A 21,486-nucleotide genomic window follows, 5' to 3' on the forward strand; every position below is an offset into this window, starting at 1 on the left:
AATGGCGAAAATTCTGGTCACAGGCGGGGCAGGCTATATTGGTTCACATACCTGTGTGGAATTGCTGAATGCCGGACATGAGGTCGTTGTACTGGATAATCTGTGTAATAGCTCAGCTGAATCCTTAAACCGTGTAGAAAAGCTAACCCAGAAAAGTCTGACCTTTGTGGAAGGTGATATTCGGAATAGCCAGTTACTCGATCAGGTCTTTCAGCAAAATTCGATTGATGCAGTGATTCATTTTGCCGGACTGAAAGCCGTTGGTGAAAGTCAGCAGATTCCTTTGGCCTATTTTGACAACAATATTGCCGGTACCATCAGTCTGGTTCAGGCGATGCAGCGCGCACAGGTATTTAAACTGGTTTTCAGCTCTTCAGCCACGGTATATGGGGAAAATAATCCGTCTCCCTATCAGGAAGACATGCCCTTAAATATGCCGAATAATAATTATGGTTACACCAAGTTGGTTGTTGAGCAGATGTTAGAAAAAGCAGCGATTGCAGATGAACGTTGGTCCATTGCTTTGTTGCGTTATTTTAATCCGGTCGGTGCGCATAAAAGCGGACAGATTGGTGAAGATCCATTGGGTATTCCCAATAACCTGATGCCTTTTGTGACGCAAGTGGCGGTAGGTCTGCGTGAAAAGCTGTGTATTTTCGGGAATGATTACGACACGGCTGATGGTACCTGTGAACGTGACTTTATTCATGTGGTGGATTTGGCGAAAGCACATGTTTTAGCCATTCAGAATCGTTTAAATCATCAAGGCTGCCGGGCCTGGAATATTGGTATGGGCCAACCGATATCGGTATTAACCCTGAAAGATACTTTTGAGAAAGTGAATCAGATCCAGATTCCATTTGAGTTTGCTGAACGACGTGCCGGTGATCTGGCAAGTTTCTATGCAGACAATGCGCGTGCAGTAAAAGAGTTGGGCTGGACACCCGAATATGGCTTGGAGGATATGCTCGCCGATAGCTGGAAATGGCAGAAGCAGAATCCCAAAGGATATGGATCATAGATATGAATTTTATTTATGGGGTTATTTGTCATCAACTTACCCATTCACTGGTTTTCCTGGTGAATGAGCTGCTGAAAAGTCCTCATAGTATTATTCTTATTCATGTCGATCAGAAAGCCGACCTTGCCCCATTTCATACTCAATTCGGACAGCATGATCAGGTATATTTTTTAGCAGACCGGACAGATGTACGATGGGGCAGCTATAGCCAAATTGAAGTCATGTTAAAACTCCTGCAGGAAGCGCAAAAATATGATTACGGCTATTTTTTCTTCCTGTCTGGAGATGACATTCCTTTATGTTCCAATACAGCAAGAGAATTATTTCTAGAAAAAGAATATCAGAAACAGACCGAGTTTGTGGGTCATGATGATTTAGCAGATGATGTGAAACAACGGGTTAATGTCCTGTATTTACCGATTATGTATCAGAAAGCTAAATCACCATTATTTCAGTTCCTGAACAGATGGGCATTATGGTATTGCCGGCACTTCCGTAAACAGGATATTTCTCATTTACCTAAACTATATAAAGGTTCAAACTGGATTACTCTCACCGATCAGGCGGTGACATTTATTCTAGATTATCTGGAAGCGAATCCGGATTATGCAAAAACCTTTAAATCTTCACTCTGTGCAGATGAAATCTTTTTCCATACCATTATTTATAATTCCCATTTTCAGCAACGCATCTATCATGCCCAGCATAGGATAGAGGATTGTGAAACAGGGCTAAGATATATTGACTGGGATTCCGGGCCAGATTATCCAAGAACTTTAGATGTTTCTGATTTTGATAAAATGAAGCAGTCAGGCATGCTGTTTGCGCGAAAAATGAATACAAATATAACAGTGGATATACTCGAAAAACATTTTCCATAAAAGCTTCAGGCCGGAAAAGTACCCTAAAAACTGGAGTCTTTTCTCTGGTTTAAAGGATACTGTTTTCAGGTTTTTTTGAGGACTTAAGCTTCGCCCTGGATCAGCTGGATCAGCTCATCGACATAGTCCTGCATTGGGCGTGGATTATGATCACGGCGGCTTTCAATATTCAAACGCAATAATGGTTCAGTATTGGAGGCGCGCACATTAAAACGCCAGCTACCAAAATTCAGGCTGACGCCGTCGGTCTGGTCAATTTCTGGTTTTTGATCGGCATAATGATCGAAAAGTTTTTGGATGGTTGCCTGGGTATCGGCCACTTTAAAATTAATTTCACCTGAACATGGGAACTTGGCGATCATTTCTTCCACGAGAGAAGATAAGGATTTTCCTGTTTCAGACAGTACCGCCATAGCCAGTAACCATGGAATCATGCCGCTGTCACAGTAAGCAAAATCACGGAAATAATGATGGGCGCTCATTTCCCCGCCATAAGCCGCATTATGTTCACGCATGACATCTTTAATGAAGGCATGACCTGATTTTGATTGGACGGTAATCCCCTGATACTGCTCCACCACATCCAGTGTATTCCAGACCAGACGCGGGTCATGGACAATTTTTTCACCAGACTGCTTCAGCAGGAATGCCTGTGCCAGAAGGCCAACAATATAATAACCTTCAATGAACTGCCCTTTTTCATCGAACAGGAAGCAGCGGTCAAAGTCGCCATCCCAGGCAATGCCCATATCCGCACCATGCTGAATGACCGCATCACGGGTGCTATCACGGTTTTCAACCAGAATTGGATTCGGGATGCCATTCGGGAAGTTACCATCGGCCTCATTGTGAATTTTGACAAATTCAACCGGGATCTGTAGTTGTTGAAACTTCTGTTCAAGCGCATCCACCACATGACCTGCGGCACCATTACCGGCATTCATCACCAGTTTCATCGGGCGGATTTTTGCCGGATCGATATAGGTCATCAGGTGGTCGATAAATTCTGGCAGGATATTATATTTTTCCGTATGACCTTTTTGGCTAACTTCAATGAATTGCCCTGATTCGGCCAAGGCCTGAATTTCTTTCAGACCGGTATCTGCACTGATCGGACGGGCATTTTCACGCACCAGTTTCATGCCATTATAGTCCATCGGATTATGGCTGGCAGTAACTTCAATACCACCCTGGACATCCAGGTGGAAAGCTGCGAAATAAACTTCTTCAGTCCCGGTCATGCCAAGATCCAGCACATTGACCCCGGCATCATTCAAGCCGCGAATAGTGGCCTGTTTTAGGTCTTCACTGCTGAGTCGTATATCACAACCAATGGCTACTGTTTTAGGCTGATAAATCTGTCCATAAGCCCGGCCAATTTTGTAGGCAATTTCTTCATTGAGTTCTGTGCCCAGTTTGCCGCGAATGTCATAGGCTTTGAAGCAAGTCAATTTTGTCATTTAGAGGCTCTCCATTTAGAAGAAAAAAGGCCGGTTTCCCAGCCTCGATTCAATTTTAATTATTCTACAGTAACCGATTTTGCCAGGTTACGGGGCTGATCCACATCCGTACCACGTAGCACTGCCACATGATAAGAGAGTAACTGCACCGGGATGCTATACACAATCGGTGCCAGTACTGCATTGACTGCCGGAATATGGACTACGTGCTTGCGCTCTTTGGCTTTAATGCCACTGTGCTCATCAGCAAAAACAAACAGTTCACCACCACGCGCCTGAACTTCTTCCATATTGGATTTCAGTTTATCCAGCATGTCATCCTGTGGTGCCAGAATCACCACCGGCATGTCATTGTCGACCAGTGCCAATGGTCCGTGTTTCAGTTCACCTGCAGCATAACCTTCCGCATGAATATATGAAATTTCTTTCAGCTTGAGTGCACCTTCCAGCGCGATCGGGAAGTGCGTACCACGACCCAGGAACAGGCAGTGCTGCTTTTCAACAAACAGTTCTGAAAGGCGTAAAATTTCATCATCATGACGCAAGGTATCCAGCATGACTTTAGGCATATGCCAAAGTCCTGTGGTAATTTCTGTCATTTTTTCTGTAGAAATAGTATTTTTTACAGAACCGATTTTCAGCACCAACAGCATCAAGGCGGCAAGCTGGGTGGTAAAGGCTTTGGTGGAAGCCACGCCAATTTCAGGACCAGCTAAAGTCAGCAGGCTGAAATCTGTTTCACGTACCATCGAAGAGGTTGCCACGTTACAGATCGTCATCGTGCTAATGTCCAGGCCTTTGGCCGTTGCACGTTTCTGTGTATCACGCAAGGCAGCCAAGGTATCGGCAGTTTCACCGGATTGGGAAATACATATATATAGCGTATTATTCACAATCACCGGAGTGCGATAACGGAACTCGCTGGCAATCTCGACCTGGCAAGGCAGATCAATCAGCTGTTCAAACCAGTATTTGGCGATCATACCGGCATGATAGCTGGTACCGCAGGCAATAATCTGGATTTGCTGGATTTTTGAGAAGTCATGTTCTGCATTGGTCAGGAAGTCTTCACGCAGTTCATGACCATTCAATGCTTGTGAAATGGTCTGCTGGATTGCTTCCGGCTGCTCATAAATTTCCTTGAGCATATAGTGCTTGTATTCACCTTTAGAAGCATTGCTGACGGCAGCATCCAGTTCCTTGACCGGACGATCGACCAGTTGACCATCGACAAAGACTTCAATGGTGGTACGGGTCAAACGGGCAATATCACCTTCTTCAAGATAAATAAAACGATTGGTAATTGGAAGTAATGCCAACTGATCGGAACTAATGAAGTTTTCACCAATACCGACACCAATCACCAGTGGCGAACCTTCACGCACGGTAATCAGTTCATCTGGATGATCCGTATGCACGATGCCCAGAGCATAAGCACCTTTCAGTTGCGGAACCACTTGGCGTACAGCCTCTAAGAGGCTCGGGGTAGATTTCAGCGCATCATTGATCAAATGGGCAACCACTTCAGTATCGGTCTGTGAGGTAAACACATAGCCCAAAGCTTCAAGATCATCCTTGAGCTCCTGATAGTTTTCGATAATTCCGTTATGCACCACTGCCACATTTTCAGAAATATGCGGATGGGCATTTTCTTCAGTCGGTTTACCATGGGTTGCCCAGCGTGTATGCGCAATGCCGAGTGAACCACTAATTTTTGATTCATTCACCGCCTGTTCAAGGTTGGAAACCTTGCCGACACGGCGTTCACGTAAGACCTGATGATTGTTGATAAGGGCCAAACCTGCTGAATCATAACCACGGTATTCCAGGCGTTTTAAGCCTTCAACCAAAATATTGGTAATACTACGTTCCGCAATGCCACCGACAATACCACACATATTTGTTCCCCTTATTTCTTGATTTTTTGCGGACGTGGATAGTTTTCTTTGACAAATTGCTTAGAGCGCTCTACTGCCAAACTGTTATCTTCCACATCACGGGTAATCGTCGAGCCTGCACCCACTGTGGCACCATTGCCAATTCTCACAGGTGCAACCAATGAACTGTTCGAACCAATAAAGGCCTGATCACCAATAATCGTTTTAAATTTGTTTGCACCATCATAATTACAGGTAATGGTCCCTGCACCGATGTTTGAACCACTGCCAACTTCTGCATCACCCAGGTAGGTAAAGTGGTTGGCTTTAGAGCCTAGACCAATCGTGGTATTTTTAACTTCAACAAAGTTACCGATATGCACCTCATTGGCCAGTTGTGCGCCCGGACGTAGTCGTGCAAAAGGTCCAATTTGGGTATCTTCCCCAACGATGGCGCTATCGAAAATGCTATATGGCTGAACCTTGGTGCCAGCTGCAATCTTGGTATTCTTGATAATACAGCCGGCGCCAATTTCAACGTTGTCGCCCAACTCGCAATCACCTTCGATAATCACATTGATATCAATGCGGACATCCTGGCCGACAGTTAAATTGCCACGCAGGTCAAAGCGGCTAGGATCAACCAGATGTACACCTTGCTGCATTAGCTGTTTGGCTTGATAAGACTGGAACTGACGCTCTAAAGCAGCGAGCTGTACACGGTCATTTACCCCTTCAACTTCAAAAGCCTGCTCAGGTTCTACCGATGCAACTTGCATACCATCTGCCAAAGCCATCGCGACAATATCAGTCAGGTAATATTCACCCTGCGCATTGTCATTGCTTAAATTTGGCAACCATTCATGTAATTTAGCATTGCTGACGGCATAAATACCGGTATTGATTTCCTTGATCTGACGCTGTTCTTCGGAAGCATCCTTGTGCTCCACAATGGCCTGGATTTCACCATTTTCACGGACAATACGACCATAACCACTGGCATCTGGCAGGGTAAGGGTTACCAGACCAATGCCGGTTGCTGTAGTGGCATCGAGTAATTTTTGCAAGGTCACAGGATTAATACAGGGTACATCACCGGAGAGGATCAGTGATACGCCATCTTGAGGCAGGACAGGCAGGGTCATTTGCACTGCATGACCGGTACCGAGCTGTTCAGCCTGTTCTACCCATTTAATAGCGTGTTGTGTAAATGCTGACTGAACCCGATCACCGCCGTGACCATAAATGGTAATAATATTATCTGCGTTTAATTTTTTTGCCGTTTCAATGACATGACCCAGTAAAGGACGTCCTGCAAGGGGTTGTAATACTTTCGGTAAGCTAGAGCGCATGCGCGTTCCTTTACCTGCAGCAAGAATAATAACAGTCGTTGACATGTTCTAATCCTAAATATGGCTTATGCCACGATGAAGTAAAAATAAAGCAAAATATAAAGAGCAGCCCAAAGACCGGCAATAATATCATCCAGCATAATGCCAAAGCCTCCGTCGACCTGTCGGTCAACCACCCGGATCGGCCAGGGTTTCCAGATATCAAATAATCTGAACAGGGCAAAACCGACCAGCAACCATAACCAGTTCATCTGACCTAAATAAATCAGTGGTAAGAAGGTAATAGATTGTCCGGCAAATTCATCCCAGACGATGCGGCCATCATCATGAACTCCCATAACCTTGGCAGTATGTCCGCAGATATATATGCCAATCAGGGACATGATAGCAATGGCAAAAACACTGTTTAAAAAACCAAGATGCAGCCAGATAGGGATAAATAAAAGTGCAAAGGCCGAACCGAAAGTACCTGGTGCTTTGGGAATGAGGCCAGAACCAAATCCTACCCCACTAAATACAATCAGTCGGTCGGTCCATGACATGGCTTTAAAATTGATCGCAGGTTTATGCAAAATGTTGATACCCATTAAATTGAAATAAATGGTCTGTGCCATCTTTTTCAAAAGTTAAGCCGTCTTGCTGCTGAATTGTGCCGATCATACTAATCGAAACATCAAGTTGTTTTTGCAATAATTTTTCGTAATTTTGCGGGCTTATTGTAAAACATAATTCATAATCGTCACCACCTGCCAGTGCATACTGCCATTTTTGTGCATCGTCTAATGCCTGCAAGGCAGGACTGATTGGCAGGTTTTCAAGTTGCAGCCTGGCACCGACTTGAGAAGCTTTGAGAATATGTCCAAGATCTTGAGCCAAACCATCCGAGACATCAATCATGCTATGGGCCAGTCCCTTTAGAGCAGCACCAAGCTGACAGCGTGGCGTTGGATAGTCCAGACGTTGCTGTAGCGGATGGCCAAGATGCTGTAGTGCAAAAGCCGCATCTCCAACGGTGCCGCTGACACAGACCAGATCACCCGGTTTGGCCCCTGAGCGTGGCACAGCCTGGCCAATATCAACCCAGCCTAATGCAGTGACAGACAGGGTTAAATGAGGACTTTGAGTGGTATCACCACCGATTAAACTCACCCCAAATTGATCGCAGCAATCATATAGGCCCTGACTAAAAGCTTTTAGCCAGTCATGATCAATCTGGGGTAGGCTCAATGCGAGTAAAATACTGTGTGGAGTTGCGCCCATCGCGGCAATATCAGATAAATTGACAGCCACGGCTTTCCAGCCAATCGCATGCGGATTGGTGTCTATTGGAAAATGGCGTCCAGCAACCAGAGTGTCGGCACAGATGACCAGTTGTTGCTGAGGCGGGGGGGTGAGCAAGGCTGAATCGTCACCGACGCCTAAATCGACAGAATTGGCATTCTTGCGATTGAAATAGGTGTCGATAATCGAAAATTCAGCCATCCAACATATCTACGCTATTAGTTAGACTGCTGTTTTTCTGCTGCACGCAAGGTTGTCGCTAAACGATCCAATACACCGTTGATGTATTTATGGCTGTCAGCACCGCCAAAATGTTTAGCCAGTTCGATTGCTTCATCCAGAACCACGCGATATGGAATCTCAAGATGTTCCTTGAGTTCATAAGCGCCTAGACGAAGGGTTGCAAGCTCAACACCATCCAGTGCTGAAAGTTCGCGATCAAGTACCGGAACCAAGAGCGCATCCAGCTCTTCATGATTGGCAACCACTTGAGTCAACAATTCATGATAATAGCTCAGATCCACTTTGTGCATGGCATTTTCCACACGCGTACGTGCTTCAATCTCATGCACCGGATTGTGGCTCATCTGCCATTCATAAATTCCTTGTACAGCAAAGCGACGTGCTTTACGTTTTGCTGCATAAGTTGCTTGAAGTGTTTGCGACATAGCGTTAAATAGCCTTTAACAAGTTAACCATTTCAATCGCAGTCAGGGCAGCTTCGCTACCTTTATTGCCTGCTTTTGTTCCAGAGCGTTCAATCGCTTGTTCAATACTATCCGTAGTGAGTACACCGTTAATGACAGGCAAGCCAGTGTCCAGGCCAACAACGCCCAAACCTTTGGCACATTCGCCTGCAACGAAATCGAAGTGAGGCGTGCTGCCACGAATCACAGCGCCAAGCGCAATGATGGCATCGAAACGATCTGAAGCTGCCAGTTTTTTCGCAACCACAGGAAGCTCCCAGGCACCAGGTGCATGAACAACAGTGATATTATCCTCTGATACACCATGACGTTTCAATGTATCAATAGCACCTTCTAACAGATGTTCAACCACAAAGCTGTTAAAACGACCAACTAAAATCGCATAACGGTCTTCGTTCGCGAGATGTAACATACCTTCAATACGGCGAACTGCCATAACAACCTCGATGATTTCTTAAGATGTTTGTTGTGCGGTGATGTATTCCACCACTTCTAAGTTAAAGCCTGACAGGGCATTGAAACGTAATGGAGAGCTCAGCAGCTTCATTTTTTCAACGCCTAGATCACGCAAAATTTGTGCACCCACACCAATGGTCTGATACTGCTGAGACAGTGCAGAATTTGATTTTACATTTTTTGGTGTTTTCAGGGTATCTAATGCCGGGCCCAAATCCTGTAAATGACGTTGGCCAATCCAGACCAGGACACCACGATCACTATTGGAAATTTCTTTCAGGGCACGATCCAGGTTCCAGGCTGGCTCGCCATCCTGTTTTTTCAGTTTGAGCAAGTCGCGGGTCGGGTTAAAACCATGTACACGCACTGTGGTCACGCCCTCTTTAGGCTCACCTTTGACCAAGGCCAGATGGATATCCGGATTACCCAGTTCACGATAGCGGTACAGGTCAAAGCTGCCGTATTCAGTATCAATACTTTGCTGATCGATACGCTCAACCGTTTGTTCATTGGTCATGCGGTAATGAATCAGGTCGGCAATCGTTCCGATTTTCAGGCCATGCTTTTCAGCAAAGACTTCCAGATCCGGACGGCGCGCCATGGTGCCATCTTCATTAATGATTTCACAAATGACTGATGCGGGTTCCAGTCCTGCTAAACGGGAAAGGTCACAACCTGCCTCGGTGTGCCCGGCACGGTGCAATACACCGCCTGGTTGCGCCATCAACGGGAAGATGTGTCCTGGCTGTACAATATCTGCCGGTTTGGCGTGGGCAGCCACTGCAGTTTGAATCGTGTGCGCACGTTCAGCCGGAGAAATACCGGTAGAAATACCTTTGGCTGCTTCAATCGACAGGGTGAAATTGGTTCCATGCTGAGCACCGTTGGCATCTACCATCAACGGCAGATTTAACTGCTGGCAACGCTCTTTACTTAAAGTCAGGCAGACCAGACCGCGTGCATGGGTGATCATGAAGTTGATGTCTTCAGGACGTACGTGCGTGGCAGCAATGACCAGGTCACCTTCATTTTCACGATCTTCATCATCCATCAGGATGACCATTTTTCCTGCACGGATATCTGCTACAAGCTCTTCAACAGTATTGAGCGGCATCAACCTTCACCTTCTTTTTTGATCTTGATCAGACCGAATCATGACATTATTGGGTACATAGTCTAACGCTTTTTGCGCAATTTTGCCTATGCTTATTGTTTTCCCTCTAGTGGTCCATTGTTATACACAGTCTTAATAAACATGAAAAGCCAACTTTAAATGAAAGCCTGAACTTTATGCGGAATTTTTGAACAAACAAAAAGCATAAAAAATGAGAAACTTAGGTGAAGTTAATATAAGTGCAGACATTCGGCAGATGTTTTACCCAGGTTTTATCCTCACTGGTTCAGCCAGTAGAATTTTGAAGCTGGACTGACAGGAGCAGGCAGGGAAATAGCAGAAAATTTTTACCTGATATTAAAAAATGAAGATCAGGGGATCAAAAGCGAACCGAAGCCCGCTTTAGATTGACTTTATTTTTTAGAAAAAACCGGCAGGCTTGGTTGAATAGCTCACCAGCAGGTTTTTGGTTTGCTGATAATGATCCAGCATCATTTTGTGGTTCTCACGGCCAATCCCGGATTTTTTATAGCCACCGAAAGCCGCATGCGCAGGATAGATATGATAACAGTTGGTCCAGACCCGACCCGCCTGAATGGCGCGACCGGCACGGTAGGAAGTATGTGCTGAGCGTGACCAGACCCCGGCACCGAGTCCATAAATTGTATCGTTGGCGATCTTGATCGCATCATCAAAGTCTTTAAAGGTGGTCACAGCCAGTACAGGCCCGAAGATTTCTTCCTGGAAGGTCTTCATGTCATTGGTGCCTTTAAAGATGGTCGGTTCAATATAGAAACCTTGACCCACTTCCTGACGTGCTTCACCACCGGTGAGGATTTGTGCACCTTCTTCACGGCCAGTGGCAATACAGCCCAGAATCTTGTCCTGCTGTTCCTGTGAGGCTTGCGCGCCAATCATGGTGTCGGTATCGAGTGGATGACCGGTTTTAATGCGCTTCACACGCTCAACCGCGCGTTCCAAGAATTGATCTGCAATGCTTTCCTGTACCAAGGCACGGGAAGGGCAGGTACAGATTTCACCCTGATTCAGGGCAAACATGGCAAAGCCTTCCAGCGCTTTATCCAGATAGTCATCTTCCTGATCCATGATGTCGGCAAAGAACAGATTTGGGGATTTGCCGCCCAGCTCGAGGGTCACCGGAATAATATTTTCGGTGGCATATTGCATGATCAGCTGACCCACTGCGGTCGAGCCGGTAAAGGCAATCTTGGCAATACGGGGATTGGTCGCCAGTGGACGACCCACCTCAACCCCATAGCCATTGACGATATTCAACACGCCCGGTGGCAAAATGTCCTGAATCAGTTCAGCCAGCACCAGAATACTGACCGGAGTCTGTTCCGCAGGTTTCAGCACAATACAGTTACCCGCAGCCAGAGCAGGTGCCAGTTTCCAGGCAGCCATCAGAATCGGGAAGTTCCACGGGATAATCTGACCCACGACGCCCAACGGCTCATGGAAATGATAGGCAATGGTATCTTCATCAATTTCGGAAATACCGCCTTCCTGCGCGCGGATACAGCCAGCAAAGTAACGGAAATGGTCAATGGCCAGAGGAATATCGGCAGCCAGTGTTTCGCGGACTGGCTTACCATTGTCCCAGGTTTCAGCCACGGCCAGCATTTCCAGATTTTGTTCCAGACGATCTGCAATTTTCAACAGAATATTGGAGCGGGTGGTCGGCGATGACCGGTTCCATTGCTCTTTGGCTTTATGCGCTGCATCAAGCGCCAATTCAATGTCTTCTACAGAGGAACGCGGCACTTTGGTAAAGACCTTGCCATCTACCGGAGAGATGTTGTCAAAGTATTCGCCTTTGACCGGGGCGACCCATTCGCCGCCAATGAAATTATCGTATTGTGCTTTAAATTGAATTTTTGAACCGTCAGTATTGGGATCTGCATAACGCATAATCTATTCCTTTATATGATTGTTAGTGGTGCAGGCTGAGCGCATTTTGCTGATCAAAAAATATAGGCGCTTCTGCATTCAGCTCTACTATAAAGAGGGAACAAGACGGACGGTTGTTTGTTTACAGGCTTGCTACAAAAGACAATATTTGGAGACAAGCGTTAGAGAAATAAAAGCTATAAATTCTCAAATCTTAAATTTAAAAACAATGAGTTATGGAAGTTTAAAATGTCGAAAGATTGGCATATTTTCAATGTATTTGCTTACATTCCCACCATAGTGCGGGTTTTACCAGACAGCCAAAATGGAGAAACGAATGAAATTTTCATTTCTCCTCGCTGCTTTATTTAAAGTGTTTAAAGGCCTTGGTCATGCAGCCACTGAAACAGCTGCTGATAAACCTGCTCACGTACTGATTTCTCTGAAAGTACCAGATCATGTAAACCGTTCTGAATACTCAGAACCGTGACATCACCTTTGATTTTTTTGGCATATTTCTGAATGTCTTTAATGCCTAAAATTACATCACTGCTCTGTGCTGCTTTGCCCCATTTTTTAGGATTGAGCGTTTGGTGCGAATGCATGACCAGTACCGGAATATCAATCTGAACACCGCGATGAATTTCCTTTTGTGCCTCATGAATGGCACGAACAAAACTGATCCTTACTCTAGGGTAACGGGTCTTTTTCCAGTCCAGATTGAAGTCCCATTCTCCTTTTAAGTCCTTGTGCAGACTGGCGGTATACCACTTGTTTAACTCACTTGGAAATTTAAGATTCGGGAAGGTTTTAGCCAGCCTGCTTAGCTGGGGGAGACCCAGCGCGCGTTTGATCGGGTTCATGTTGAAGTCATAAAATGGACTATTGACCCAAAGTGCTTTGATTAAGGGGTGCTGCGGATGGTGCGCTGCATATAAGGTCGTAATCAGACCACCGGTAGAATGACCACAGAGCAGGGCAGCATCGTGGCCCTCTGCTGCTATAATGTCGAGCGCCTGGGTAATTTCTGCATCATATTCAGACAGATCATGCACGTTATAATATTTTTGATGCGGCAGAATCGAACGGCCGTATTTTCTCAAATCCAGCGCATAAAAATCAAAGCCTTGCTGATTAAAACGCTCTGTCATTTCAGTCTGAAAAAAATAGTCAATAAATCCGTGAATATATAAAACTGCTTTGGATGTAGGTTGTGCCGCTTTTTTACGGATCAGCGTGGCGACTACCTTGCCCTCATAATCGTCGGGAAAGTTCAAGGTCGCTTGCTCATAACCTGTCCCTAGGATATCGGGCTGATAAAGGGGCTGTAGTTCACTCATTGTTATACTCATCGTTTTCTTGAAATTATACTTTATCCTTGATGAGCTGCAGTTTTTTGTCAAACGGAACTTGCTGCTCACTTGAATTAATAATACCAATACCGGTTCATTTTAAAATCAGCCCCGAACCTATGCGGGACAATGAGTGTTATCAGATTATAAAATCCTGCTAAAAGTATTATCAATTTACTAAATGACCTAACCGCTCAGAATCAGGCTAAGCTATATAAAATAAGCAAAGTGATGTGATTATTTTGGCAGGATTGCCGACAATTGATTAGATGAGTTAAAGAATGCCCAGAGAAAATTTGAACAGTAAGCGCCCCTTATATATTCCTTATGCTGGAAATACTCTGTTAGAACTCCCTTTACTCAATAAAGGCTCTGCATTTTCTGAAGAAGAGCGCAGAAGTTTTAATTTACATGGCTTGATTCCTCATGTTACCGAAACGATTGAGGAACAAAGTCAGCGTTCTTATCAGCAATATAGTGCGTTTAACAGTGATATTAACAAGCATATTTATCTGCGGAATATCCAGGATACCAATGAGACCCTGTTTTACCATCTGATTGAACATCATCTTAGCGAGATGATGCCGATTATTTATACTCCAACGGTAGGTGAGGCATGTCAGCACTTTTCTGACATTTATCGCCGTCACCGCGGAATTTTTATTTCCTATCCGGACCGTGACCAGATCGACCAGATTATTCACAATATTAGTAAAAGAAATGTGAAAGTTATTGTTATTACGGACGGTGAGCGCATTCTGGGTCTTGGAGATCAGGGCATTGGCGGCATGGGGATTCCCATTGGCAAACTGGCGCTCTACACCGCATGTGGCGGGATCAGTCCGGCTTATACCTTGCCTATTACCCTCGATGTCGGCACCAATAATCAGCTACTGTTGAGTGACCCGATTTATATGGGCTGGCGCCAACCGCGGATCAGCGGCGATGAATATTATGCTTTTGTCGAGACCGTGATTCAGGCGATTCAACAGCGTTGGCCTGATGCCTTGATCCAGTTTGAAGACTTTGCCCAGAAAAATGCCATGCCTTTGCTGGAAAAATACCGTGATCGGATCTGCTGTTTTAATGATGATATCCAAGGAACCGCTGCGGTGTCTGTCGGTAGTCTGATTGCTGCTTCGCGCGCAGCAGGCAAGCAGCTTAAAGATCAGGTCGTTGCATTCCTGGGTGCAGGTTCGGCTGGTTGCGGGATTGCAGAACAGATCATCAAGCAAATGGTGGCTGAAGGCTTGAGTGATGCTGAAGCGCGTGCACGCATATTTATGGTCGACCGCTTTGGTCTGATTACTGAAAATCAGCCGAATTTACTGAACTTCCAGCGTAAACTGGCACAGCCGCTTGAAAATGTAGAAAACTGGGCAGATACCGAACGCATGATTTCTCTGCTGGAAGTAGTCAAGCGCGCCAAACCGACGGTACTGATTGGGGTGTCAGGACAGCCCGGTTTATTCACTCAGGAAGTGATTGAAGCCATGGCTGAAAACAGTATGCAACCAATTATTTTCCCCCTGTCGAATCCGACCTCCCAGGTAGAAGCCGTGCCGGCAGATATTTTGCAATGGACCCAGGGCAGGGCTCTGATTGCGACGGGCAGCCCATTTGCTCCCGTGAATTATCAGGGGCAGATCCATCATATTTCCCAGTGTAATAATTCTTATATTTTTCCGGGTATAGGTTTGGGAGTGATTGCTTCGGGTGCCAAGCGTGTGACAGATAATATGTTGATAGCTTCCAGTAATGCTTTGGCTGATTGTTCACCAAAACTGCAAGATCCTCAGGCAGATTTACTGCCAAGTCTAGATAGTTTGCAGACTATTTCAAAGCAGATTGCATTAAAAGTAGCGCTTGCTGCGATTGAAGACGGGGTAGCACCGAAAGTCAGTGTGGAAAGCTTACAGCAGGCAATTGAGCGTAATTTCTGGACGCCAAAATACCGTGATTATAAGCGAAGCACCTTTTAATGAGGTCAAATAAATTTTGCTGTGCTAGCCTGAGTTTATTTGATGCCCGGGCAAGAATAGGATTGTTTGATTAATCAGGAAATAATCATACATTACTATTTTAAATAGTATTTAAAGCCTCTTCTTGTTTCCGCAAGAAGGGGCTCCCTTGAAAATTTTTTAATGTTTGAAAAATGTGGATGAAAGAGTTCGAATATAAAAATAACCCTCATAAAAAAGATCAGGGCCTTACAGCTGAAGCAGGCAAAGTAGACTGCAACCTCAGACTTCCAGCTTAAAAAGATAAAGACAATTTTATTAGAGGCTTAAGGGTTCGGGTGTAAATGAGAGAAGAGAAGTATTAACGGACAACTTTGTTTTTAGTTATAATTTTTCCAAATATGAATCAAGTATAGAATAAGGCTACTTCCATTGAATTTATTTAAAAAAAATATTTTTGAAAATATTAAAAAACTGGACCAGAAAAAACAAAAAAAAATAGCTGTGGCTCAGGAACTAGGCAAGATGTTTATTCACTCCCCAAGCAAATTTATCTTAGATAGTATGGCTTTGTTCACGCAGTCTAAATCCTTTGAAGCCAATTCTGTCTTGGGAAACTCCAGATTAAACCAACTCGGCTTACACCGTTTTCGAGTGCAGTTTGCTGCACAAATGGCAGCTCAACGCAGATCAAAGTTAGCGAAGTTCATTCATCCCGCAGACGTTGAAAATTTTCAAAAAAACGGGTTTATATTCAGAGAAAACTTTTTAGCTGCAGAAGAGTTTTCGCAATTAAAACAGGAATTATTGACCACGCCTCTGGACACACGGGAAACCTTACAGGGGGACACGGTAACACGCCGTATGGCATTGGATGGCAAAACCTTGAAGCACATGCCGGTAACCCGACAATTCCTGCATTCAGCGAAATGGAGAAACCTGCTGAATTATGTGGCCAGCTTTAAAGTTCAGCCCATCTCTTATCTGCAAGTCATCTTTTCGCATGTCAGAAAAGCCAAAGCGGATCCGCAAACGAATTTACACAGTGATACTTTTCACCCTAGTGCAAAAGCCTGGTTATTTCTAGAAGATGTCGCTGCAGATGAAGGTCCGTTTGTGTATGTACCCGGCTCGCATCTGTTAAATCCTGCACGATTGAACTGGGAGCAGCAGAAATCTGAAGCAATCACAGCAAAAACTGACGTGATGACCCGCCGAGGCTCTTTTCGAGTCTCTGAAAGTGAAATACTGGAATTAGGCTATGTAAAACCGCAAGCTTTTGCTGTAAAAGCAAATACCCTGGTGATTGCAGATACCTATGGTTTTCATGCCAGAGCAAAGAGTCTCAAACCTTCAGTCAGGATTGAGCTATGGGCCTATGCACGTCGAAATCCATTTATGCCTTGGTTGGGGGGTGATCCACTTTCCTTGCCCTTTCTGAAGTCAAATTTAGTGCCTTTATATTGGGCAGGTCTGGACTTTATGGAAAAGAAATTCCAGCGCAATAATCCCTGGAAGAAAGTGGGTAATAAGCGTGCCACTGATCCTGCCGTTCTCACCAGTAAATAAGTAGGGTTGGGTTTCAGTTAGAGAATGCATATGGGATGGTACTAAGCACTCCTGATTGCTCTGGAAATAAAGCCGATCTGTTATTCAATCTGGCCTTCTACAACTTAAGTATGGTGAGAGATATTTTCAGGAGTTTAACTTTCTTCTGCCTATTGATCGCTGTATGATAGTGAAAATTTTACATAAAAAATTTACAAGTAATAATAATGGAATCACAGTCACAGATGCCCTTAAAAAAACTCCCGCGGCTTAAAGCTCGAGGTGGTTTACAAGTGATGTATGCATCTATACGTGCATTATTGCTTCGGGAGTTACAAACCCGCTTTGGTCAATACCGTTTGGGATATTTATGGGTCTTTCTCGAGCCTCTGCTGACCATCGGGATTATGGTGGTGCTGTTTGGTACGCTCATGCAGAGGACCTTGCCGGGTATGGATTATCCGGTTTTTTTGATTAACGGCATTATTCCATTCTTTATGTTCAGGACAGGGGTTACCCTGGCGATCAGTGCCACCGAATCCAACCGGGGATTATTCAGCTACCGTCCGGTCAAACCGATCGATGCCTTACTGGCACGGAATGTTCTTGAATTTCTGCTTAAATTTACTGCATATGTTGCATTTACCGCGGCATTTGTGTGGTTTGGTTACAGCATCAGTTTTGAACACATTCCTGAGCTTTTGGGTTACTGGGTGCTGTTATTTCTATTCATGACGGCATGTAGCCTGATTTTTATCGTGATTGGTGATTTTTCCAGGGAACTGAACAAGTTTCTTTCGGTGTTCTTTTTAATTCTTTATTTCCTGTCCGGGATTTTATATTCCATCCATATTGTTCCAGTCGAATATCGCGAATATTTACTCTATAACCCGTTGATTCATATCTTCGAATTAATGCGCCATGCGGTTGCGCCGACTTATAGTTTAGTGCCCGGAATCAGTTTGAGTTACTTTGTCATATGGATCATTGTCTCCTTATTCATCGGATTATTATTATATAAACGCTTTGAACGCCATATGGTGAAATCAAAATGATTGAATTAAAAAATCTAACAAAATCATACGCCACACCCAAAGGACGGCATTATGTGTTTAAAGATTTAAATGCAGTTTTACCGGAAAATAAAAGCGTGGCCTTGTTGGGGAAAAACGGTGCAGGTAAGAGTACCTTGCTGCGTGTGATTGGTGGAATTGACTATGCCGATTCAGGCAAGGTAATCACCAATAAAACCATTTCCTGGCCGGTGGCATTGTCCGGGGGGTTTCAGGGCAGCCTGACTGCCCGGCAAAATGTACGCTTTGTGGCCAGACTTTATGTGAGTCATCATGATGAAGTTGAACATGTAGTCAAGTTCGTTGAAGAGTTTGCCGAAATTGGTAAATACTTCGATATGCCGATGAAAAGCTATTCGAGCGGCATGCGCGGCCGGATCGGTTTCGGTTTAAGCATGGCGTTTAATTTTGATTATTATCTGCTGGATGAAGCCGGTGCAGTGGGGGATGCTTCTTTTCGCAAGAAAAGTCAGGCTTTGCTCGATGAACTCAAAGAAAACTCAAATATTATTATGGTCTCTCATGACTTGAAAGATTTAACCCGTAATTGTGATGTTGCCTTTCTGGTGCGAGATGGCCAGGCGGAATATTTTGATAATGTGCAAGATGCAGTAGAGGTCTATAAAGCGTATGCAAGCTAAAATAAATAAGCGACTCTGGGTCGCCTATACCTGCTGTGTCCTGATCCCGGTGGTGATCATAGTCATTTATCTGTTCGCCTTTGCCAAAGACCGTTACCAGTCTTCTTCCATCGTCCTGGTAAAGCAGGTCGCCGATACCCCGGTGGCAGATGCCTCAGGAATCGGTGCTTTGCTGGGAATGCCCAATACCAGCCGTGAAGATTCACAGATTCTTAAAGAGTACATTACTTCGCGCGACATGATTGAGAAACTGGATCAGACCCTGAATTTGCGTGAAGAATTTTCATCCGTCCATGACCCGATCTTTGCCCTGCCCAAGGATGCACCGATTGAAGATCTGGTGAAATACTTTAATAAGATGATCAAGGTTGAACTGGATGAAAAAACCATGATGCTGCATGTGCATGATCAGGGCTTTTCACCAGAATTTTCATTGAAACTGAATCAGGAACTGCTGAAGCAGAGTGATGCTTTCATTAATGAAATCTCGCAAGCCATCGCGGAAGAACAGCAGGTCTTTGCCCAGCAACAGTATAGCGATGCCGCTACACAGCTAGATCAGGCACGTCGGGCTGTCCTTCAATATCAAAATGAAAATGAAATTTTCGATCCTGAATTACAGGCCAAAGCGGTAGCGACACTGATTGCAGGTCTGCAAAGTAGCCTGGCGCAACTGAAAACCGAAGAGCGCACCTTGCTGAGTTACCTGACCCCGGAAGCCGCCCAGGTGATCGCTGTACGTAGCCAGATTGCCGCCTTGCAACAGCAGATCAATACCGAAAATGCCAAACTGACTTCACCGAATAATTTAAAGCTGAATAAAAATGTTGCCGATTTTGAGGCACTCAAAGCACAAGTCGAATTTGCAGCGGATCTTTATAAAATTTCCCTGGTTTCTTTGGAAAAAGCGCGTTTGGAAGCCTCACGTAAACTGAAGAAGCTGATCGTGATTTCCACCCCGCGTTTGGCGCAGGAAGCTTTATATCCACGCAAAGTGTATATCAGCCTGACCTCATTTCTGTTATTGAATATCATTTTTGGTATTGGCTTGCTGATCCATTCCATTATCCGTGAGCACAGGGAATAAATTATGAAAAAAATTGCTTTATTATCAGTTTTATCATTGGCATGTGCGGCACAAACCTATGCATTGGATTCCAGCCTGCTGCCTACTGAAATCTCTCAGGATTTGAATAGTCTAAATCTGGCGCCAGCCAGTACCAATAATAATACGCTGCTGAATAGTCAATCGATCGTTGAGCTTTCTCCCGGTAGCTCGATGAAATACCCGACAGTAAACCGGATGTTTGGTTCGCAGCTCTTTAAGGGGGCTTTTGCCTCTACGGCAGGCTCGACGTTTAATAGCAGTTATCAGATTAATCCAGGCGACAATATCAATTTACGTCTATGGGGCGCCTATCAGTTTAATGGCACACAAACCGTCGATCCCCAAGGCAATATTTTTATTCCCAATGTAGGCCCGGTCAGGGTTGCCGGTGTTCGAAACGGTAATCTGCAATCGGTAGTTGAAGCACAGGTACGGCGTATTTATGTCTCGAATGTAGGCGTATATGCAGCGCTGGAACAAGCCCAGCCAGTCAAAGTCATGGTTACCGGCTTTGTCAATCAGCCCGGGAATTATGGTGGTGTGTCCAATGATAGCGTGATTGCTTACCTGGACCGTGCTGGCGGAGTAGATCCGGAACGTGGCAGTTATATCAATATCAAGGTGCTGCGCAATGGCCGGACCGTGCAGCAGGTCGACTTGTATGATTTCCTGTTACAAGGCCAGATTCAGCCTTTTTCCTTTCGCGATGGTGATGTGATTGTGGTAGGACAGCGAACCCATACCTTCAATGTTTCGGGTGAAGTCTATAACCAGAATGATTTTGAGTTTAATTCTCCAGCCATCACACTGGCTCAGGCCCTGACTTTTGCCAAACTCAAACCGGGCGCGACCAATGTCAGCATTCAGCGTCGGCAGGGTACAGAATACCGCAGTGAATATTATTCGCTGAGTCAGGCACCGAATATCACGGTTGAAGATGGTGATGTGGTTACGGTAACAGCTGACCGCTATGCAGGCACTATTCAGGTACGGATTGACGGTGCACATAATGGTGCCCATGCCATTGTATTGCCCTATGGTGCCAGACTCGGAGATGTGCTGGTACAACTGCAGCCTAATGCTTTGGCTGAAGTCGAGTCCTTACAGCTTTACCGTGCCTCTGTGGCCACACGACAAAAAGAGATGCTGAATGTTGCCCTGGACAAGCTGGAGGAAACCACCTTCAATGCCCGCTCCAGTACCCAGGAAGAAGCCACCTTACGCTTGCGTGATGCAGAACTGGTCAAGCAGTTCATCGTCAAAGCACGTCAGGTGCAGCCTAAAGGACAGGTGGTTCTCAATCCGGATTCTTTTCAGAATGTGATCCTGGAACAGGGCGATATCCTCTATATTCCGGAAAAAACCTCGGTCATCATGGTACATGGCGAAGTTGCTTTCCCGAACGGGATTGAATACAGTAACGGACTGAATGCTAGGGATTATATCGAGCAGGTGGGCGGTTTTAGCCAGAAATCGAATAAATCCAAAGTGATTGTGATCCGGCAGAATGGTAGAGCAGAGCTGGTCAGTAAAACTGCAAAAATCCAGCAGGGCGACGAGATTCTAGTGCTGCCGAAAGCCCAGACCAAAGGTATCGAGATGACGCGTGGGATCACCCAGGTGATCTATCAGATTGCAGTGGCTGCCAAAGTCGCGTTGGATCTTTAATGATTAGCCTGCCTCTAAAACTGGAGACAGGCTGAGCAATTCAAATATTAAACATAATAATTTTAAAGTGTATAA

The 21,486-nt window shown here is 45.1% G+C and carries 18 protein-coding genes; 8 read left to right on the forward strand and 10 right to left on the reverse strand.

Going from position 1 to position 21,486, the window contains the following annotated elements; genetic code table 11:
- Position 1: 1 nt before the first annotated feature.
- Complete coding sequence (gene galE, locus AY605_RS13555) at positions 2-1,021, forward strand: UDP-glucose 4-epimerase GalE (protein WP_064096909.1); 1,020 nt, start codon at positions 2-4, stop codon at positions 1,019-1,021.
- A 2-nt stretch (positions 1,022-1,023) separates the two neighbouring features.
- The gene (locus AY605_RS13560; RefSeq protein ID WP_064096910.1) at positions 1,024-1,902 is read left to right on the forward strand and encodes a beta-1,6-N-acetylglucosaminyltransferase; all 879 of its coding nucleotides are present in this window, start codon (positions 1,024-1,026) and stop codon (positions 1,900-1,902) included.
- An 83-nt stretch (positions 1,903-1,985) separates the two neighbouring features.
- Here AY605_RS13560 and AY605_RS13565 read toward each other — a convergent pair whose 3' ends face one another.
- The 10 genes from AY605_RS13565 to AY605_RS13610 all read right to left on the reverse strand — a co-directional run bounded on the left by AY605_RS13565 (position 1,986) and on the right by AY605_RS13610 (position 13,400).
- The gene (locus AY605_RS13565) at positions 1,986-3,362 is read right to left on the reverse strand and encodes a phosphomannomutase/phosphoglucomutase (RefSeq protein ID WP_064096911.1); all 1,377 of its coding nucleotides are present in this window, start codon (positions 3,360-3,362) and stop codon (positions 1,986-1,988) included.
- Between the two features lie 59 nt (positions 3,363-3,421).
- Entirely contained in the window at positions 3,422-5,260 is a 1,839-nt protein-coding gene (gene glmS / locus AY605_RS13570) for a glutamine--fructose-6-phosphate transaminase (isomerizing) (RefSeq protein ID WP_064096912.1), read from the reverse strand.
- Between the two features lie 11 nt (positions 5,261-5,271).
- Positions 5,272-6,636 (reverse strand): bifunctional UDP-N-acetylglucosamine diphosphorylase/glucosamine-1-phosphate N-acetyltransferase GlmU, encoded by a 1,365-nt coding sequence (gene glmU, locus AY605_RS13575; RefSeq protein WP_064096913.1) that lies wholly within the window; start codon positions 6,634-6,636, stop codon positions 5,272-5,274.
- 20 nt (positions 6,637-6,656) lie between these two features.
- Positions 6,657-7,178 carry a phosphatidylglycerophosphatase A gene (locus AY605_RS13580; protein WP_064096971.1) on the reverse strand — a complete coding sequence of 174 codons (522 nt, stop codon included), beginning with the start codon at positions 7,176-7,178 and terminating at the stop codon, positions 6,657-6,659.
- Entirely contained in the window at positions 7,156-8,073 is a 918-nt protein-coding gene (gene thiL, locus AY605_RS13585; protein WP_064096914.1) for a thiamine-phosphate kinase, read from the reverse strand. Before thiL ends, AY605_RS13580 begins: the two co-directional genes overlap by 23 nt.
- Positions 8,074-8,090: 17 nt before the next feature.
- Positions 8,091-8,540 carry a transcription antitermination factor NusB gene (gene nusB / locus AY605_RS13590; RefSeq protein ID WP_005173752.1) on the reverse strand — a complete coding sequence of 150 codons (450 nt, stop codon included), beginning with the start codon at positions 8,538-8,540 and terminating at the stop codon, positions 8,091-8,093.
- Between the two features lie 4 nt (positions 8,541-8,544).
- A complete protein-coding gene (gene ribE, locus AY605_RS13595) occupies positions 8,545-9,015 on the reverse strand; it encodes a 6,7-dimethyl-8-ribityllumazine synthase (RefSeq protein ID WP_004280926.1) in 471 nt (156 codons plus the stop codon).
- Between the two features lie 18 nt (positions 9,016-9,033).
- Positions 9,034-10,149, reverse strand: a complete 1,116-nt coding sequence (gene ribBA / locus AY605_RS13600) for a bifunctional 3,4-dihydroxy-2-butanone-4-phosphate synthase/GTP cyclohydrolase II (protein ID WP_005173756.1) — start codon at positions 10,147-10,149, stop codon at positions 9,034-9,036.
- 420 nt (positions 10,150-10,569) lie between these two features.
- The gene (locus tag AY605_RS13605; protein WP_064096915.1) at positions 10,570-12,081 is read right to left on the reverse strand and encodes an aldehyde dehydrogenase family protein; all 1,512 of its coding nucleotides are present in this window, start codon (positions 12,079-12,081) and stop codon (positions 10,570-10,572) included.
- Between the two features lie 356 nt (positions 12,082-12,437).
- Positions 12,438-13,400, reverse strand: a complete 963-nt coding sequence (locus AY605_RS13610) for an alpha/beta hydrolase (RefSeq protein WP_064096916.1) — start codon at positions 13,398-13,400, stop codon at positions 12,438-12,440.
- Positions 13,401-13,693: 293 nt separating this feature from the next.
- On the opposite strand from AY605_RS13610, the gene AY605_RS13615 reads away from it, so the two are divergent.
- The 6 genes from AY605_RS13615 (at position 13,694) to AY605_RS13640 (ending at position 21,411) form a co-directional block, all read left to right on the forward strand.
- A complete protein-coding gene (locus AY605_RS13615) occupies positions 13,694-15,394 on the forward strand; it encodes an NAD-dependent malic enzyme (protein ID WP_064096917.1) in 1,701 nt (566 codons plus the stop codon).
- Between the two features lie 504 nt (positions 15,395-15,898).
- Entirely contained in the window at positions 15,899-16,942 is a 1,044-nt protein-coding gene (locus AY605_RS13620) for a phytanoyl-CoA dioxygenase family protein (protein WP_064096972.1), read from the forward strand.
- A 206-nt stretch (positions 16,943-17,148) separates the two neighbouring features.
- A complete protein-coding gene (locus tag AY605_RS13625) occupies positions 17,149-17,976 on the forward strand; it encodes an ABC transporter permease (RefSeq protein ID WP_064096918.1) in 828 nt (275 codons plus the stop codon).
- On the forward strand, positions 17,973-18,635 hold the full coding sequence (locus tag AY605_RS13630; RefSeq protein ID WP_064096919.1) for an ABC transporter ATP-binding protein: 663 nt from the start codon (positions 17,973-17,975) through the stop codon (positions 18,633-18,635). The genes AY605_RS13625 and AY605_RS13630 overlap by 4 nt, the downstream gene beginning before the upstream one ends.
- Positions 18,625-19,722, forward strand: coding sequence for a capsule biosynthesis protein (locus AY605_RS13635; RefSeq protein WP_064096920.1), 1,098 nt, complete (start codon positions 18,625-18,627; stop codon positions 19,720-19,722). The genes AY605_RS13630 and AY605_RS13635 overlap by 11 nt, the downstream gene beginning before the upstream one ends.
- 3 nt (positions 19,723-19,725) lie before the next feature.
- Positions 19,726-21,411, forward strand: a complete 1,686-nt coding sequence (locus AY605_RS13640) for a polysaccharide biosynthesis/export family protein (protein ID WP_064096921.1) — start codon at positions 19,726-19,728, stop codon at positions 21,409-21,411.
- Positions 21,412-21,486: the final 75 nt, after the last annotated feature.

This window comes from Acinetobacter sp. SFD (genome assembly GCF_001647575.1).
Classification (GTDB): domain Bacteria; phylum Pseudomonadota; class Gammaproteobacteria; order Pseudomonadales; family Moraxellaceae; genus Acinetobacter; species Acinetobacter pecorum.

Excerpts from the sequence above, each read along its gene's own strand:
- galE (WP_064096909.1), top strand. The coding sequence starts at position 2 with ATGGCGAAAATTCTGGTCACAGGCGGGGCAGGCTATATTGGTTCACAT.
- AY605_RS13560 (WP_064096910.1), top strand. The coding sequence starts at position 1,024 with ATGAATTTTATTTATGGGGTTATTTGTCATCAACTTACCCATTCACTG.
- AY605_RS13565 (WP_064096911.1), bottom strand. The coding sequence starts at position 3,362 with ATGACAAAATTGACTTGCTTCAAAGCCTATGACATTCGCGGCAAACTG.
- glmS (WP_064096912.1), bottom strand. The coding sequence starts at position 5,260 with ATGTGTGGTATTGTCGGTGGCATTGCGGAACGTAGTATTACCAATATT.
- glmU (WP_064096913.1), bottom strand. The coding sequence starts at position 6,636 with ATGTCAACGACTGTTATTATTCTTGCTGCAGGTAAAGGAACGCGCATG.
- AY605_RS13580 (WP_064096971.1), bottom strand. The coding sequence starts at position 7,178 with ATGGGTATCAACATTTTGCATAAACCTGCGATCAATTTTAAAGCCATG.
- thiL (WP_064096914.1), bottom strand. The coding sequence starts at position 8,073 with ATGGCTGAATTTTCGATTATCGACACCTATTTCAATCGCAAGAATGCC.
- nusB (WP_005173752.1), bottom strand. The coding sequence starts at position 8,540 with ATGTCGCAAACACTTCAAGCAACTTATGCAGCAAAACGTAAAGCACGT.
- ribE (WP_004280926.1), bottom strand. The coding sequence starts at position 9,015 with ATGGCAGTTCGCCGTATTGAAGGTATGTTACATCTCGCGAACGAAGAC.
- ribBA (WP_005173756.1), bottom strand. The coding sequence starts at position 10,149 with ATGCCGCTCAATACTGTTGAAGAGCTTGTAGCAGATATCCGTGCAGGA.
- AY605_RS13605 (WP_064096915.1), bottom strand. The coding sequence starts at position 12,081 with ATGCGTTATGCAGATCCCAATACTGACGGTTCAAAAATTCAATTTAAA.
- AY605_RS13610 (WP_064096916.1), bottom strand. The coding sequence starts at position 13,400 with ATGAGTGAACTACAGCCCCTTTATCAGCCCGATATCCTAGGGACAGGT.
- AY605_RS13615 (WP_064096917.1), top strand. The coding sequence starts at position 13,694 with ATGCCCAGAGAAAATTTGAACAGTAAGCGCCCCTTATATATTCCTTAT.
- AY605_RS13620 (WP_064096972.1), top strand. The coding sequence starts at position 15,899 with ATGTTTATTCACTCCCCAAGCAAATTTATCTTAGATAGTATGGCTTTG.
- AY605_RS13625 (WP_064096918.1), top strand. The coding sequence starts at position 17,149 with ATGGAATCACAGTCACAGATGCCCTTAAAAAAACTCCCGCGGCTTAAA.
- AY605_RS13630 (WP_064096919.1), top strand. The coding sequence starts at position 17,973 with ATGATTGAATTAAAAAATCTAACAAAATCATACGCCACACCCAAAGGA.
- AY605_RS13635 (WP_064096920.1), top strand. The coding sequence starts at position 18,625 with ATGCAAGCTAAAATAAATAAGCGACTCTGGGTCGCCTATACCTGCTGT.
- AY605_RS13640 (WP_064096921.1), top strand. The coding sequence starts at position 19,726 with ATGAAAAAAATTGCTTTATTATCAGTTTTATCATTGGCATGTGCGGCA.